Origin of the sequence: Leisingera methylohalidivorans DSM 14336 (genome assembly GCF_000511355.1) — a bacterium.
GTDB classification, from domain to species: Bacteria; Pseudomonadota; Alphaproteobacteria; order Rhodobacterales; family Rhodobacteraceae; genus Leisingera; species Leisingera methylohalidivorans.
In genome coordinates, this window is sequence record NC_023135.1 from 4043980 (window position 1) to 4058305 (window position 14326).

At 62.5% G+C, this 14326-nt stretch carries 16 protein-coding genes and 2 riboswitches; of the genes, 10 read left to right on the top strand and 6 right to left on the bottom strand.

The genetic code is table 11. From position 1 onward, the window contains the following. Positions 1–82: 82 nt before the first annotated feature. Positions 83–919 (bottom strand): LysR substrate-binding domain-containing protein, encoded by an 837-nt coding sequence (locus tag METH_RS19630; protein ID WP_044008761.1) that lies wholly within the window; start codon positions 917–919, stop codon positions 83–85. Positions 920–1015: 96 nt separating this feature from the next. On the opposite strand from METH_RS19630, the gene METH_RS19635 reads away from it, so the two are divergent. Both METH_RS19635 and METH_RS19640 read left to right on the top strand, forming a co-directional pair. Then, positions 1016–1720 (top strand): SDR family oxidoreductase, encoded by a 705-nt coding sequence (locus METH_RS19635; RefSeq protein WP_024092224.1) that lies wholly within the window; start codon positions 1016–1018, stop codon positions 1718–1720. After that, complete coding sequence (locus tag METH_RS19640) at positions 1710–1964, top strand: DUF6552 family protein (protein WP_024092225.1); 255 nt, start codon at positions 1710–1712, stop codon at positions 1962–1964. The genes METH_RS19635 and METH_RS19640 overlap by 11 nt, the downstream gene beginning before the upstream one ends. A gap of 6 nt (positions 1965–1970) precedes the next feature. Here METH_RS19640 and METH_RS19645 read toward each other — a convergent pair whose 3' ends face one another. Continuing rightward, the gene (locus tag METH_RS19645) at positions 1971–2906 is read right to left on the bottom strand and encodes a DMT family transporter (protein WP_024092226.1); all 936 of its coding nucleotides are present in this window, start codon (positions 2904–2906) and stop codon (positions 1971–1973) included. Between the two features lie 94 nt (positions 2907–3000). Here METH_RS19645 and METH_RS19650 point away from each other — a divergent pair, with 94 nt between their 5' ends. Next, the gene (locus METH_RS19650) at positions 3001–4503 is read left to right on the top strand and encodes a malonate--CoA ligase (protein WP_024092227.1); all 1503 of its coding nucleotides are present in this window, start codon (positions 3001–3003) and stop codon (positions 4501–4503) included. A gap of 60 nt (positions 4504–4563) precedes the next feature. On the opposite strand, the gene METH_RS19655 is transcribed toward METH_RS19650, so the two are convergent. After that, a complete protein-coding gene (locus tag METH_RS19655) occupies positions 4564–5202 on the bottom strand; it encodes a cation efflux transmembrane domain-containing protein (protein WP_024092228.1) in 639 nt (212 codons plus the stop codon). A gap of 72 nt (positions 5203–5274) precedes the next feature. Here METH_RS19655 and METH_RS19660 point away from each other — a divergent pair, with 72 nt between their 5' ends. Next, positions 5275–5691 carry a MerR family transcriptional regulator gene (locus tag METH_RS19660; protein WP_024092229.1) on the top strand — a complete coding sequence of 139 codons (417 nt, stop codon included), beginning with the start codon at positions 5275–5277 and terminating at the stop codon, positions 5689–5691. A 43-nt stretch (positions 5692–5734) separates the two neighbouring features. Here METH_RS19660 and aroC read toward each other — a convergent pair whose 3' ends face one another. Further along, complete coding sequence (aroC, locus tag METH_RS19665) at positions 5735–6835, bottom strand: chorismate synthase (protein ID WP_024092230.1); 1101 nt, start codon at positions 6833–6835, stop codon at positions 5735–5737. A 307-nt stretch (positions 6836–7142) separates the two neighbouring features. Further along, positions 7143–7234: riboswitch (TPP riboswitch) on the top strand. A 32-nt stretch (positions 7235–7266) separates the two neighbouring features. Between aroC and thiB the strand changes: the two genes are divergently transcribed. Genes thiB through METH_RS19685 form a run of 3 tightly spaced genes read left to right on the top strand, consistent with a single transcriptional unit; the run spans position 7267 to position 10455 of the window. Continuing rightward, positions 7267–8244, top strand: a complete 978-nt coding sequence (gene thiB, locus METH_RS19675; RefSeq protein ID WP_024092231.1) for a thiamine ABC transporter substrate binding subunit — start codon at positions 7267–7269, stop codon at positions 8242–8244. Further along, positions 8220–9776, top strand: coding sequence for a thiamine/thiamine pyrophosphate ABC transporter permease ThiP (locus METH_RS19680; RefSeq protein ID WP_024092232.1), 1557 nt, complete (start codon positions 8220–8222; stop codon positions 9774–9776). Before thiB ends, METH_RS19680 begins: the two co-directional genes overlap by 25 nt. Further along, entirely contained in the window at positions 9763–10455 is a 693-nt protein-coding gene (locus tag METH_RS19685; protein WP_024092337.1) for a thiamine ABC transporter ATP-binding protein, read from the top strand. The genes METH_RS19680 and METH_RS19685 overlap by 14 nt, the downstream gene beginning before the upstream one ends. Here METH_RS19685 and METH_RS19690 read toward each other — a convergent pair. Further along, entirely contained in the window at positions 10452–10889 is a 438-nt protein-coding gene (locus METH_RS19690) for a 6,7-dimethyl-8-ribityllumazine synthase (protein WP_024092233.1), read from the bottom strand. The genes METH_RS19685 and METH_RS19690 overlap by 4 nt on opposite strands. A 90-nt stretch (positions 10890–10979) precedes the next feature. Beyond that, a riboswitch (FMN riboswitch) is annotated at positions 10980–11129 on the bottom strand. Positions 11130–11179: 50 nt separating this feature from the next. Further along, the gene (locus METH_RS19695; protein ID WP_024092234.1) at positions 11180–11476 is read right to left on the bottom strand and encodes a hypothetical protein; all 297 of its coding nucleotides are present in this window, start codon (positions 11474–11476) and stop codon (positions 11180–11182) included. 114 nt (positions 11477–11590) lie between these two features. Between METH_RS19695 and METH_RS19700 the strand changes: the two genes are divergently transcribed. The 3 genes from METH_RS19700 (at position 11591) to petB (ending at position 14313) form a co-directional block, all read left to right on the top strand. Next, positions 11591–12193, top strand: coding sequence for a glutathione S-transferase (locus tag METH_RS19700; RefSeq protein ID WP_024092235.1), 603 nt, complete (start codon positions 11591–11593; stop codon positions 12191–12193). 212 nt (positions 12194–12405) lie between these two features. Next, a complete protein-coding gene (petA, locus tag METH_RS19705) occupies positions 12406–12966 on the top strand; it encodes a ubiquinol-cytochrome c reductase iron-sulfur subunit (RefSeq protein ID WP_024092236.1) in 561 nt (186 codons plus the stop codon). A gap of 12 nt (positions 12967–12978) precedes the next feature. Next, entirely contained in the window at positions 12979–14313 is a 1335-nt protein-coding gene (gene petB / locus METH_RS19710; RefSeq protein WP_024092237.1) for a cytochrome b, read from the top strand. The last annotated feature ends 13 nt before the right edge of the window (positions 14314–14326 follow it).

The following is a 14326-nucleotide window of genomic DNA, read 5'->3' on the forward strand; positions in this document are numbered from 1 at the left end:
CTGTTCACGGGTGTTCCGCAAACAGGTCGGTATGTCGTCTGCAGCCTGCCGGCAGCAGCACGCGGCTGCCTTTGCCAGAGCCCTACTGGCGCAGCAGCCAGTCCACCACTGCCTTGGCCCGGCCTTTTGCGCTAGGCCACAGCACATAAAATCCCTGGTCCCCCAGACGGGGTGCTTGCCACAGGACCTCCAGCGGCTGACTGCCAAGAAATATCCGCGGCACCAGTGCGATGCCCTGGCCGTTGATGGCCGCATCCATCGCCAGAGCGGTCTGGTTGAATTGCAGGACCCGTCCGGTTGCACTAAGCCCCTCGTGACGCAGCAGCAGATCCCAATGCCGGTGCCCGTCCTGGATCAACGTGTACTGCGCCAAGTCAGCGAGATCTGGAGTTTTTCCCAAAGTCAGAGCCATATCCGGCCGTCCCACGGCGACCAGATCGACAAGCGAAAGAAGGGCGGAATTCAAACCTCTCTCCTGCGGCTTGCGGCCCTGACGGATAGCAATGCCGATCCCATCGCGTTTGAAATCAGTCAGGCTTTCCTCGGCCACCACCCGCAATTCAATATCCGGATGCGTTGCTTCGAACTCCGGCAGCCGCGGCACCAGCCATTTTGACGCAAAGGAAGGCGGCACTGACAGTATCACCCGCTGCACCGCCGGCGACAGCTTGTCCGTCGCGTCGCGAACCAGCGTCAGAGCCTGACTCACCGGCGCGTGGTAACTGCGCCCGGTATCCGTCAGCGTCAGCCCGCGTGCATGGCGGTGGAACAGCTTATGTCCCAGATCCGCCTCCAGCCTGCGCACCTGCTGGGCAACGGCACCTTGGGTCAGATGCAGCTCCTCGGCCGCACGGCCGAAGTTCAGGTGGCGGGCAGCAGCGTCAAACATCCGCAGGGCGTTGAGGTTGGGCAAGCGCATCAGATCCAAGGCAGTAGTTTTTCTGCAGTCTCGCGCGATGAGACATGATTGGTCAAGCGCGCCGCCAACCTCCATCTTGAGAACAAGCAAAGGAGTATGGACATGACCAAAGTTGCTCTCTTCACCGCCGCAGGCAGCGGCATGGGCGCCGAGGCCGCCCGCCATCTTCACGAACTGGGGTATGAGGTTGCCATTCTCTCTTCCTCTGGCAAGGGCGAGGCCCTGGCGCAGGAACTGGGCGGGGTGGGGCATACCGGCTCTAACCTTGGGCAAAAGGTCCTGCAGGCGCTGGTGGACAAGGCGATGGACCGCTGGGGACGGATCGACGTTCTGGTCAATTCCGCAGGTCACGGGCCCAAGGGCGACATTATGGAAATCAGCGATGACGACTGGCATCTGGGGATGGAATACTACCTGATGAACGTGATCCGACCGGTCCGGCTGGCGGCCCCGATCATGGCAGCGCAGGGGCAAGGCTCGATCATCAACATCTCGACGTTTGCAGCGTTTGAGCCGGATCCGCTTTTCCCCACGTCCGGCGTGTTCCGGGCCGGGCTGGCGAGCTTTACCAAGCTTTTTGCGGACAAATTCGCGGCCCGGGGCGTGCGGATGAACAACGTGCTGCCGGGTTTCATCGACAGCCTGCCCGAAACCGAGGACCGCAAAGCCCGCATTCCTATGGGCCGATACGGCACCTCGCGTGAGATTTCTGCGCTGATTGCTTATCTGGCCTCGGAAGAAGCCGCTTACACAACTGGCCAGAACATACGCGTCGACGGGGGGCTGACCCGTGCCGTCTGACGCTCAGGCCTTGCCAAAAGCAACCACGCTCAACCCGGCATTTGTTCTGAAATGGGCCGCGTCCATCGTGCAGATCCTTGGATACTCTGCCACCGCGTGGGGCTTGCACCCCTGGAACATCTATCTGTTCCTGGCTGGTCTCACGGGTTGGTTCCTGGTTGGCGTGCTGTGGAACGACCGGGCGATCATGCTGATCCACCTTGTGGCGCTTGGCGCGATGATTTCCGGCATCTGGTCCAGTTAGAGCCTGTTATCCGCCCTTGGGGTCGATCATCGGCTTGGCCTTGCCGCGCTGCAGGCCCAGCCGGTGTTCGCGCCAGATCACCAGAACATTGCCGGAAATGACCAGCGCTGCCCCGGCCAGCATCACCAGCGTCGGCCATTCCTCGAACCAGACATAGCCAATGACGATTGCAAAAATCATAGAGGCATAGTCATAGGGCGCCAGCATCGACGCAGGCGCAAAGCGATAAGAAGAGGTAACTAGGATCTGTGCCACCCCGCCGACCAGCCCGGCGCTGATCAGCAGCGCGGTTGTTTGCGGGTCCGGGATCACCCAGCCAAAGGGTGCGGTCAGCAGCGCCAGGCCCGAGGCGGTCAGTGAGAAATAGAACACGATCGCCGCGGTGTGTTCCGACTGCACCATCCGGCGGATGTGAATCTGTACAAAACCGCGGGCCACCGTGGCGCCGACCACCAGCAGCACGCCCAGCATAGCGCCATCCTCCAGATCGCCGCCCAGCCGCGGCCAGATCATGATCAGCACGCCAAGCAGGCCAATCGCAACGGCGCTGATCCGCACCAGGCGGATGGTTTCGCCGAGGAACAGCGCCGCCAGGATCAGGGTGAAAATCGGGGTGGCATAGCCGATGGCGGTGACCTCCGGCAGCGGCAGCAGCGCCAGCCCCATAAAGGTCAACCCCATCGCCGAGGTTCCGACCAGCCCGCGCCACACGTGAAACATCGGCTTTGTGGTGATCAGCCCGTGCCGCAGCTCGCCGCGCGCGGCCAGCCATGCGACAATTACCGGAATCGCAAAAAAGGAGCGAAAGAACACCGCTTCCCCTGCCGGCACAGTTTCAGATGTTGCCTTGATGATCCCGGACAGCGCAGTGAACAGCGCAATGGCGGTTACTTTCAACAGGACTGCCAGCGCAGGCCGATGCGATGTTAAGGAGTTTGCCATGGCGCGACCCTGCGCCCAAGCGCCGCAAAGATCAATGGCTTGATTTCGGGCGGGGAGAAGGCGCAAATGGCGCCGGTTTAGACGGGAGCCGCCGATGTATGATGCCAATCACCTGATCCGCCTGCTGCGCCAGTCGTCGCTGGGGCGCGACGATGATGTTTTTGCCCGGCAGCCGGATGGCGGCACGGTCACTTTCGGGGCGCTGTTTGCGGGTGCGGAGCGGATGGCGGCGGCATTGGCGGCGCAGGGCGTGCGGCCCGGGGACCGGGTGGCAGTGCAGGTGCAGAAAACCATTCAAGCGATCGAACTGTACCTCGGCACCGTCATGGCCGGCGGCATCTTCCTGCCTTTGAACACTGCCTACACCGGGCCTGAGGTGGCCTATTTCGTGGGCGACACAACGCCGCGCGTCGTGATCTGCGATCCCGCGCGGCTGAAGGAGATCCGCACTATCTGCGGGGCGGCGCAGGTTCTGACGCTGGATGCGGCGGGGCAGGGATCTTTGCGCGATCTGGCGGACGGGCAGCCCGGGTTTGACCCCGTTGCCCGCGAACCGGATGATCTGGCAGCGATCCTCTACACCTCCGGCACCACCGGCCGCTCCAAAGGCGCGATGCTGAGCCATGAAAACCTGGCGTCCAACTCGCTGACCCTTAGGGATTATTGGCAGTTCACCAAAGAAGACGTGCTGATCCACGCCTTGCCGATTTTCCACACTCACGGGCTGTTTGTGGCGACCAATGTGGCGCTGTTTTCGGGGGCCCAGGTGGTGTTCCTGCCTATGTTCGATGCCGATGCGATCCTGCAGGCAATGCCCTCCGCCACGGCGCTGATGGGGGTGCCGACCTTTTACACCCGCTTGCTGGCGGATGAGCGCCTTACGAAAGAGCGGGCCGCGAACATGCGTCTGTTCATTTCCGGTTCCGCGCCTTTGCTGGTAGACACCCACGAGCAATGGGAGGCCCGCACCGGCCACCGCATTCTGGAACGCTACGGGATGACCGAAACCAATATGAGCACCTCGAACCCCTATAACGGAGAGCGCAGGGCCGGCACCGTTGGTTTCCCGTTACCCGGGGTCGAAGCGCGGGTGATGCAGGACGGCACCGAAGTGCCGGCCGGAAACATCGGGGGTCTGGAAGTGCGCGGGCCGAACGTGTTCCAGGGCTATTGGCAGATGCCGGAGAAAACCGCCGAGGAACTGCAGGCGGACGGCTGGTTCATCACCGGCGACTTGGCCAGGATTGACGCCGATGGCTATGTAACAATCGTTGGCCGCGAGAAGGATCTGATCATCACCGGCGGGTTCAACGTCTATCCCAAGGAGGTGGAGAGCCTGATCGACGATCTGCCCGGCGTGCTGGAAAGCGCGGTGATCGGCGCTCCGCATCCCGACTTTGGCGAGGCCGTGGTGGCTGTTGTGGTGCTGGAAAATGAGGGGACCAGCGCGGAGGCCATCATGGCGTCGCTGGCCGGCCGCTTGGCCAAGTTCAAGCAGCCCAAGGAAATCATTCTGCTGGACGCCCTGCCGCGCAACACCATGGGCAAGGTGCAAAAGAAAGCCCTGCGCGACCAATGCGCAGGGCTGTTTGGGTAAGCGGCAACGGCCAGTACCGGTGTCCGCGGGTGCAACCCGTGCCGAAGGCGGCACAGCCGTCTACTGCAGATGCGCCTCTGCGTGGGCCTCTTCCTCGCGCCGTTCGCGGAGCGCCTGCACCAGGATCTGGAAGGCCGAACTGAGGAATAGACCGGCCATGATCCCCGCCACAATCAGGTCCGGCCAGCCAGTGGCTGTCCCCCAGACTCCCAGCGCCGCAATCATCACCGCGACATTGCCGATCGCATCATTGCGCGAACACAGCCAGACCGAGCGCACATTGGCGTCGCCGTCCTTGTAGCGCGCCAGTAACATCACCGAAATCAAGTTCGCCGCCAGCGCCATAAATCCGATTACACCCATGATATGCGCTTGCGGCACACCGACATAAAACACCTGATACACCGTGGAGCCGAACACCCAGGCCCCCATCAGCAACAGGCTGATCCCCTTGCCCAGTGCCGCCAGCGCCCGGGTGCGCAGGGTTGCCCCGATCACCGCCAGAGAAATGCCATAGGTCAGCGCGTCGCCCAGAAAATCCAGCGCGTCTGCTTTCAGCGCCTGGCTGCCGGACAGCTGGCCAGCCCCCATTTCCACCGCGAACATCCCGGCGTTGATGGCGATCACCAGCCAAAGCCTGCGTTTGTAGTCCGCAGATACCCCGTCGAATTTTGCTTCATGGTTGCAGCAGCCTGCCATTTCACTTGTCCTCAATTCTGATTCGGGATCAACCTAAGGGCTCTAGTCACTAGAGCTTCAAGAGGTTTTGCGATGTTTTCCATCGGCCAGCTGTCCAAGGCCACCGGCGTGAAGGTGCCCACCATCCGCTACTACGAGGAAATCGGCCTGCTGCCATCGCCGGGCCGCAATGCCGGCAACCAGCGGCGTTACGGGCAGGACGGGATGGATGCGCTGGGGTTCATCAAGCACGCCCGCGACCTTGGGTTTTCACTGGAGGACATCAAGCTGCTGATGGGGCTGGACGGCCAACTGGGCGACGACTGCGCCGCGGCAGACCGCATCGCCCGCAGCCAGCTTGCCAATATCCGCGACCGCATCCGCAAACTGGAACAGCTGGCCTCGGAGCTGGAGCGGATCAGCCACCTCTGCGACGGCGGCAACGGCGGCTGCTGCAAGGTGCTGACCGCGCTCGGCGATCACAGCCAATGCGCCACAAATCACGACTAGCCTGCGCAGGCATGCGGGCATTCAGCCTATTTAGTGCCTGTTTTCAGCCGATGTGGCCCTGATTCTCGCCAATCTGGCCGCGATGCAGCAGCAGGTGGTCCAGAATCACGCAAGCCATCATCGCTTCGGCCACCGGCACCGCGCGGATGCCGACGCAGGGGTCGTGACGGCCCTTGGTGATGACTTCCACGGCCGAGCCGTCCTTACGGATCGACTGGCGCGGGGTGAGAATCGACGATGTCGGCTTCACCGCAAAGCGCACAACCACGTCCTGCCCGGTAGAAATCCCGCCCAGAATGCCGCCGGCGTGGTTGGAGGAATACTCAGGACCGTTTTTTCCCATGAAGATCTCATCGGCGTTTTCCGAACCCTTGAGCCGGGCCGCATTCATGCCCTCGCCGATCTCCACGCCCTTCACAGCGTTGATTGACATCATTGCGGCCGCCAGGTCGGTGTCAAGCTTGCCATAAACCGGCGCGCCGATCCCTGCAGGGATACCCCGGGCGACAACCTCAACCACAGCGCCAACCGAGTCATGCGCCTTGCGAAGGGACTGCAGATAGTCCTCCCACTCCTGCACCGCACCAGCGTCGGGGATCCAGAAATCATTCTGTTCGATCGCGTCCCAGTCGAACCGGCTGCGATCGATTTCCAGCTCACCCATTCGGGTCATATAGCCCTTGATCTCCAGCCCCGGCGCTAGCGCCTTGATTGCTTCACGTGCAACACCGCCGGCCGCAACCCGCGCCGCGGTTTCGCGTGCCGAAGACCGCCCGCCGCCGCGGTAGTCGCGGTTGCCGTATTTCTGGAAATAGGTGATGTCGGCATGGCCCGGACGGAAGGTCTGGGAAATTTCACCGTAATCCTTGGACCGCTGGTCGGTGTTTTCGATCATCAGCTGGATCGGCGTGCCGGTGGACATGCCGTCGAACACGCCGGACAGGATCTTCACCGCATCCGGTTCATTCCGCTGGGTGGTGTTCTTGTTCTGGCCGGGACGGCGTTTGTCGAGCCACTGCTGCAGCATTTCCGGTTCCAGCGGCACATTCGGCGGACAGCCGTCCACGGTGGCGCCAAGCGCAGGCCCGTGGCTTTCGCCCCAGGTGGTGACACGGAAGAGGTGTCCAAAGCTGTTCATCGACATGAAGCGCGGTCTCCTTTGCGGGACGTGCTTACCCGTCCCGGCGCAACGCCTCAAGGGGCATCCGTTGCCGCAGCGGCGCTGTCTGTCAGCAGACGCCCGCGAACATCCCTTGCAAACAAGGCCGCGCACAGGCTCAAGGGTTAACAGGGCAGAAAGGACAGCGAGTCACACCAAATGTTTCGCGCGCGAAACATTTGGTCAGTATTGATGACCTATTATTGGGGTGCCGCAGGGCAGTCCGGACGCCCTGAACACCAAGGTCAGACGGGCCTTCTGCTTGTCTTTCCTTGCACTAAACTCTAAGGTCCGCGCGACCTCGGGGTGCGCGGCAGCGCTGAGATGACACCCGTTGAACCTGAACCGGATCACACCGGCGGAGGGAAGGTACTGGACAGCCTCCACCCTTGCCCAAAGCCGCAAAGGAGGATGGCATGAAACATCTTGCATTTGCAGCGGGACTGCTTGGCGCCTCGGCAGCTTTTGCCGAAACGCCCGAACTCACCGTTTATACATACGACAGCTTTGTCTCCGACTGGGGCCCCGGCCCGGCAGTCGAAAAAGCGTTCGAAGCGGTCTGCGGCTGCGATTTGAAGCTGGTCGGTGCGGGCGACGGCGCCGCGCTCTTGGCGCGGGTGAAGCTGGAAGGTGAACGGTCCGACGCCGATGTGGTGCTGGGGCTCGACACCAACCTGACCGCCGCAGCCAAGCAAACCGGCCTGTTTGCCGAGCATGCGGTCAGTGCCGAATATGCGCTGCCGGTCGAATGGAACGACGCGACATTCGTGCCGTATGACTGGGGCTATTTCGCCTTTGTCCATAACGCTGATGCAGCGGCGCCCGCGGACTTCAGGGCACTGGCCGCCAGCGACAAAAAAATCGTCATCCAGGACCCGCGCTCATCAACCCCCGGTCTGGGTTTGCTCATGTGGGTCAAGGCCGCTTATGGCGACGAGGCGCCGGAAATCTGGACGGGCCTGTCAGACAACATCGTGACCGTGACCAAGGGCTGGTCCGAGGCATACGGTATGTTTCTCGAAGGCGAGGCCGACATGGTGCTCTCCTACACCACCTCGCCCGCCTATCACCTGATCGCCGAGGAAGACGGTTCCAAATCAGCAGCCGCTTTCGACGAAGGCCATTACATGCAGGTCGAAGTTGCGGGCAAGCTGGCAAACACCGATCAGCCTGAGCTGGCCGATCAGTTCCTGGCCTTCATGGTGTCCGACGCCTTTCAGTCGATCATTCCGACTACCAACTGGATGTATCCTGCCGTGACACCGGCAGCGGGTCTGCCGGAGGGTTTTGAGACGCTGATCGCGCCGGAGAAATCGCTGCTGCTGAGCGAGACTGAAGCGGCAGAATTGCGGGATGCGGCGCTGGGCGAATGGCTGGACACGCTCAGCCAGTAAGCGCCTTTCCTGGAATCAGCGCGGCACTGCTTGTCGTCGCGCTGATCTTGGGAACCTTGGGTGCTGTGGCACTCAGGGCCGAGGCCGGAACCGGATTGGGTGCCAGCGACTGGGCGGCGTTGCGGTTCACGCTCGCTCAGGCCAGCCTGTCGGCGCTGCTGAGCGTCGGTCTGGCGGTTCCCGTGGCCCGCGCACTGGCGCGGCGGCGGTTTCCGGGGCGGGCTCTGCTGATTGCCCTGCTCGGCGCCCCCTTCATCCTGCCAGTGATCGTCGCCATTCTGGGCCTGCTGGCGGTGTTTGGCCGGGCTGGCTGGCTGAGCAGCTTTTTCGGCCTGCTCGGGCTGGAGCCGGTGCAAATTTACGGCCTGCACGGGGTGGTCCTGGCGCATGTCTTCTTCAATCTGCCGCTGGCCACTCGGCTGATCCTGCAGGGCTGGCAGGAAATACCGGCTGAACGCTTCCGGTTGGCAGCGCAATTGAAGGCCGGGCCGTTGGCGATGTGGCGGTTGCTGGAAGGACCCATGCTGAGGCGGGTGGCGCCGGGTGCTTTGGCTGTCGTTTTTGCCATCTGCCTTTCCAGCTTTGCGGTTGCGCTGACCCTTGGCGGCGGCCCCAGGGCGACCACGATCGAGCTCGCGATCTACCAGGCATTCCGATTTGATTTCGATCTGGGCCGCGCCGCGCTTTTGTCGGGGGTGCAGTTGCTGCTGACCGGCGCTGCGGCACTGGCGGCGCTGCGGGTGTCGGCAGGCGAAGGTTTCGGCGCCGGCCTTGACCGCGCGGTGCGGCGCTGGGACGGGCAGGGGGCTGCGGCGCGCTGTCTTGACGCCGCCTGGATCGCTCTTTCAGCCGGTTTCCTGTTGCTGCCGCTGGCAGCGATTGTGCTGTCTGGACTGCCCGGCCTTGCTGATTTGAACAGCACGGTATGGCGGGCCGCGGGAAATTCCATCCTGGTGGCTGCAATCAGCACTGTGATCCTTTTGGGGTTGGCTTTGCCAATGGCGGCTGCCACTGCGGCTGGCCGGAACAGCCTGACCGAATTGTCGGGCATACTTGGCCTTGCGGCTTCCCCTTTGGTGATCGGTACCGGGCTGTTCATTCTGATCTACCCGGTTGCAGACCCCTTTGCCCTGGCGCTGCCGGTCACCGCATTGGTCAATGCGGTGATGGCGCTGCCTTTTGCCATGCGTATCCTGGTCCCGCGGGCGCGGGAGGTGCTGGGCCGCTATGGCCGGTTGTCGCTGTCGCTGGATATGCAGGGCTGGGCCTTTGTGCGCCGGGTCTATCTGCCCCGGATGCGCGCACAGACCGGATTTGCCGCGGGTTTGGCCGCGGCCCTGTCGATGGGGGATCTGGGTGTGGTGGCGTTGTTTGCCGATCCAGATTTCGCCACTCTGCCCTTGCAAATCTACCGGCTGATGGGGGCATACCGGATGGAAGCGGCGGCAGGGGCAGCGCTCCTCTTGCTGGTGCTCTCGATGGGGGCGTTCTGGATTTTGGACCGCGGAGGGCGCTGGCATGCTGAAGCTTGAGAATTGCCGTATCATGAACGGCGGCTATGCGGTGGAGGCGGATCTGGAGATTGCGCCGGGTGCCTGCGTCGCGGTGATCGGGCCTTCGGGTGCCGGGAAGTCCACGCTGGTGGAGGCGGTGGCCGGCTTCCTGCCCGTCACCCGCGGGCGCATTTCCTGGAACGGCTCGGACCTGACCAGCAGGGCGCCAGGCAAGCGGCCGGTCGCCATGCTGTTTCAGGACGGCAATCTGTTTCCGCATCTGACCGTGGCGCAGAACGTCGGCCTGGGGCTGCATGCGAACCTGCGGCTCAATCAGGCGGAGTGGCAAACGATTGACGCAGCGCTGATCCGGGTTGGCCTTGGCGGCATGGGGGGGCGAAAACCAGCGGCGCTGTCCGGCGGGCAGCAAAGCCGGGTGGCCCTGGCGCGGGTGCTGGTGCAGGGCCGCGATATTCTGCTGCTGGATGAACCTTTTGCAGCACTTGGCCCGGCTTTGAAGGCCGGGATGCTGGATCTGGTGGCGGAACTGGCGCGCGAAAGCGGGGCGACCGTGCTGATGGTCAGCCACGACCCGAATGACGCGCGCCGGATTGCGGGCCAAGTGGTGATTGTGGCGGATGGCAAGGCGCATCCGCCGCAGGGGACGGCGGAATTGCTGGACAATCCGCCGCCCGCGCTAAAGGCGTATTTGGGCTAAGCGGCCTGCACCGCAGCCCGCGTATTACCGATCATCAGTGCAGCATTGGCAGCTTCGCGGCCCTTGTCCACGAAATGCGCGCGGTAGATCGCGTTGTGATGCTCGGTTTCCTGATACTGATGCGGTGTCAGCGACACCGACAGCACCGGCACACCGGTGTCCATTCCGGCGCGCATCAGGCCGTCGACCACCGCTTGCGCCACGAAATCATGCCGGTAGATGCCGCCATCCACCACAAAGGCGGCGCAGGCCACGGCGGCGTATTTGCCGGTTTTGGCCAGTTCCTGCGCCAGCAGCGGCATTTCAAAGGCACCGGGCACATCGAAAACATCAATCTGATCCGCCGGAATCAGTTGCTGAAATCCTTCCAGCGCACGGTCCACAATATCGGCGTGCCATTGCGCCTTGATGAAGGCATAGCGGGTGTGTGTCATGTCGTAATCTCCTTTGGCTCTGACACGTCACCCAAGGCGATCACGAACGGCAGGCACGCGCGGGGCTGGGCAGCCCGAAACGGTCCTGACGCACGTTCTCTTCCATCCGGACTGTGACCGTCGGCTCTGGAGTTGCACCAGATCTGCTGACACTTCCGGTTTCCGGAAGCCGCTCGCGGGCTTGCGGGGCTTGGCCCGCTTACCGCCGGTGGGGAATTCCGCCCCGCCCTGAGAACGGCGGGACTGTGCCAAGCGGAGAAGATTCCTGCAAGCGGGAATTGCGGGGCAGGTCAGGTTTCCACCAGATCATAGTGTCTTATGGTGCGCGACTCGACCAGTTCAGCCTCGGCGGGGTCGATGTGCGGACTGGTGTAATCCTCGCCGGCAAAGGCCTTGAGCGATGCCAGGTCATTCCACACCATCACAAAGCTGAACTCCCGCGGGGTTTCGGCGCGCGGCGCGCCGGGCAGGACGGAAACGATGCCAGCGGTGCCTTTCATCAACGGAATGGCGGTTTCATGGAAGAACTTGCTGAACTCGGCTTCCTTGCCGGGCCGGATGACAACCTGGAATACCCGCATGATCATTTGGGGTCCCTCCCTTCACTGGTGACGCGGGCCCAGCATAGCACAGGGCTGTGATTGGCCCTTCCACCCGGCTGGACTTGCAGTAGTCTGCTGCAAAACAAAGGAGGATTTTCCATGAAGCTAACATATTCACCGACGTCGCCTTTTGCCCGCAAGGTTATGGTGCTGCTGCATGAAACCGGGCAGTTGGATGATATTGAAATCCAGGATGTCACAACCACCCCTCTCAACCCCAGCTCAGAAGTGAAGGCCAGCAATCCCCTGGCCAAGATCCCGGCGCTGGAGCGCAATGACGGACCTGCGCTGTACGACAGCCGGGTGATCTGCGCCTATCTTGACGACCGGGCCGGCAGCAAGCTCTATGGCGGCGGCTGGGACAGCAAGGTGCTGGAAGCCACCGCCGACGGGATCATGGATGCGGCAGTGCTGATGGCCTATGAAAGGCGGCTGCGCCCAGAGGATAAGCAGTGGGACGGTTGGATTGAAGCGCAGCGCAGCAAGGTGCTGGGCGGCTGTGCCGCGCTGAATGCGCGCTGGATGAGCCATCTGCAGGGGCCGCTTGATATTGGCCAGATCGCGGTCGCCTGCGCGCTGGGCTATGTGGACTACCGCCATCCGGATGCGGGCTGGCGTCAGGGCAACGAAGCGCTGGCAGGGTGGCTTGCAGGGTTCGAATCGCGGCCCTCGATGCAAGCGACAAAACCACCGGCAGCCTGAGGCCGGACCTTGAAACCGGCCAGTGCCGCACCGATATCGGTGCGGCACTGTCACACAGGCGTAACAGAAATGACCCCTTGGGGCTTTCTGCGCGCCTATGACCGCTGGACGAATGCCCTTCTCCCCGCTAGACACGCGCCAGAGTCACTGCGAGCGATCGCGGTGCATGCGCATGTTTGCCCTAAACGGGCGCTGGAATTGGAGAAAACCTCGTGTCCCACGCAGAAGACCACGAAGGAACCCGGAGAGATTTCCTCTACTACGCCACTGCCGGCGCCGGGGCAGTGACCGCGGGTGCCGCCGTATGGCCCCTGGTCAACCAGATGAACCCCTCCGCCGACGTGAAAGCGCTGTCCTCGATCCTGGTCGATGTCAGCGGCGTGGAAGTAGGCACGCAGATCTCGGTCATGTTCCTTGGTAAGCCGGTGTTTATCCGCCGCCGCACCCCGGAAGAGATCGAGGCAGCCCGTGCCGTGGAGCTGTCCGAGCTGATCGACCCGCGGTCGGAAAACCCGAATAAGCCGGGCACCGACGCGGCTGACACCAACCGGACCATGGACGAGGCCGGCGAATGGCTGGTCATGATGGGTGTTTGCACCCACCTGGGCTGTGTGCCGCTGGGCGATGGCGCTGGGGATTTCCAGGGCTGGTTCTGCCCCTGCCACGGTTCGCACTACGACACCGCAGGCCGCATCCGCAAAGGCCCGGCGCCTGAGAACCTGCATGTGCCGGTGGCTGAGTTCACCGACGCCAACACCATCAAGCTGGGATAAGGAAACGCGCTCATGTCCGGTATTCCGCACGACCATTACGAGCCGAAGACAGGCGCAGAAAAGTGGCTGCACAGCCGCCTGCCCATCGTCGGTCTCCTGTACGACACAATCATGATCCCCACCCCCAAGAACCTGAACTGGTGGTGGATCTGGGGCATCGTTCTCGCCTTCTGCCTGGCGCTGCAAATTGTCACCGGCATCGTCCTGGTGATGCATTACACGCCGCACGCCGACCTGGCCTTTGCCTCGATCGAGCACATCATGCGCGACGTCAACGGCGGCCATATGCTGCGTTACCTGCATATGAACGGCGCCTCGCTGTTCTTTGTTGCTGTCTACATCCATATCTTCCGCGGTCTGTTCTACGGCTCCTACAAGGCGCCCCGCGAGATCACATGGATTGTCGGCATGCTGATCTATCTGATGATGATGGGCACGGCCTTCATGGGCTACGTGCTGCCTTGGGGGCAGATGTCCTTCTGGGGCGCCACCGTGATCACCGGTCTGTTCGGCGCGATTCCGTTCATCGGCGAGCCGATCCAGACCTGGCTGCTGGGCGGACCGGCCGTGGACAACGCCACGCTGAACCGCTTCTTCTCGCTGCACTACCTGCTGCCCTTCGTGATTGCGGCGCTGGTGATCGTGCACATCTGGGCCTTCCACACCACCGGCAACAACAACCCCACCGGTGTTGACGTCCGCAAAGGGTCCAAAGCCGAAGCCGAAAAAGACACCCTGCCGTTCTGGCCGTACTTCGTGATCAAGGACTTCCTGGGTCTGGCCGTGGTTCTGGTGATCTTCTGGGCGATCGTCGGCTTCATGCCTAATTACCTGGGCCACCCGGACAACTACATCGAAGCCAACCCGCTGGTGACACCTGCGCATATCGTTCCGGAATGGTACTTCCTGCCGTTCTACGCGATCCTGCGGGCCTTTACCTCGGAAGTCTGGGTCGTTCAGTTCGCCTCCTTCGTGACCGGCGGCATTGTTGACGCCAAGTTCTTTGGTGTTCTGGCGATGTTCGGTGCGATTGCCGTGATGGCGCTGGTGCCCTGGCTGGACACCTCGCGGGTCCGTTCGGGCCGTTACCGTCCGATGTTCAAATGGTGGTTTGCCCTGCTGGTTGTCGACTTCTTTGCCCTGATGTGGCTGGGTGCGATGCCGGCGGAAGAGCCCTATGCATCGTTCTCGCTGATCGCATCGGCCTATTGGTTCGGCTACTTCCTGGTGATCCTGCCGCTGCTTGGTGTGATCGAAAAACCGACGGCTCAGCCTGCCACCATCGAAGAGGATTTCGACGCCCACTACGGCAAGAAAACTTCTGCTGAAGCCACTCCTGCCGAGTAAGAAGAAGGAACAC

Bases quoted from the DNA above. Each gene is read 5' to 3' on its own strand.
- METH_RS19630 (WP_044008761.1), bottom strand. From the start codon at position 919: ATGCGCTTGCCCAACCTCAACGCCCTGCGGATGTTTGACGCTGCTGCC.
- METH_RS19635 (WP_024092224.1), top strand. From the start codon at position 1,016: ATGGACATGACCAAAGTTGCTCTCTTCACCGCCGCAGGCAGCGGCATG.
- METH_RS19645 (WP_024092226.1), bottom strand. From the start codon at position 2,906: ATGGCAAACTCCTTAACATCGCATCGGCCTGCGCTGGCAGTCCTGTTG.
- METH_RS19650 (WP_024092227.1), top strand. From the start codon at position 3,001: ATGTATGATGCCAATCACCTGATCCGCCTGCTGCGCCAGTCGTCGCTG.
- METH_RS19655 (WP_024092228.1), bottom strand. From the start codon at position 5,202: ATGGCAGGCTGCTGCAACCATGAAGCAAAATTCGACGGGGTATCTGCG.
- METH_RS19660 (WP_024092229.1), top strand. From the start codon at position 5,275: ATGTTTTCCATCGGCCAGCTGTCCAAGGCCACCGGCGTGAAGGTGCCC.
- aroC (WP_024092230.1), bottom strand. From the start codon at position 6,835: ATGTCGATGAACAGCTTTGGACACCTCTTCCGTGTCACCACCTGGGGC.
- thiB (WP_024092231.1), top strand. From the start codon at position 7,267: ATGAAACATCTTGCATTTGCAGCGGGACTGCTTGGCGCCTCGGCAGCT.
- METH_RS19680 (WP_024092232.1), top strand. From the start codon at position 8,220: ATGGCTGGACACGCTCAGCCAGTAAGCGCCTTTCCTGGAATCAGCGCG.
- METH_RS19685 (WP_024092337.1), top strand. From the start codon at position 9,763: ATGCTGAAGCTTGAGAATTGCCGTATCATGAACGGCGGCTATGCGGTG.
- METH_RS19690 (WP_024092233.1), bottom strand. From the start codon at position 10,889: ATGACACACACCCGCTATGCCTTCATCAAGGCGCAATGGCACGCCGAT.
- METH_RS19695 (WP_024092234.1), bottom strand. From the start codon at position 11,476: ATGATCATGCGGGTATTCCAGGTTGTCATCCGGCCCGGCAAGGAAGCC.
- METH_RS19700 (WP_024092235.1), top strand. From the start codon at position 11,591: ATGAAGCTAACATATTCACCGACGTCGCCTTTTGCCCGCAAGGTTATG.
- petB (WP_024092237.1), top strand. From the start codon at position 12,979: ATGTCCGGTATTCCGCACGACCATTACGAGCCGAAGACAGGCGCAGAA.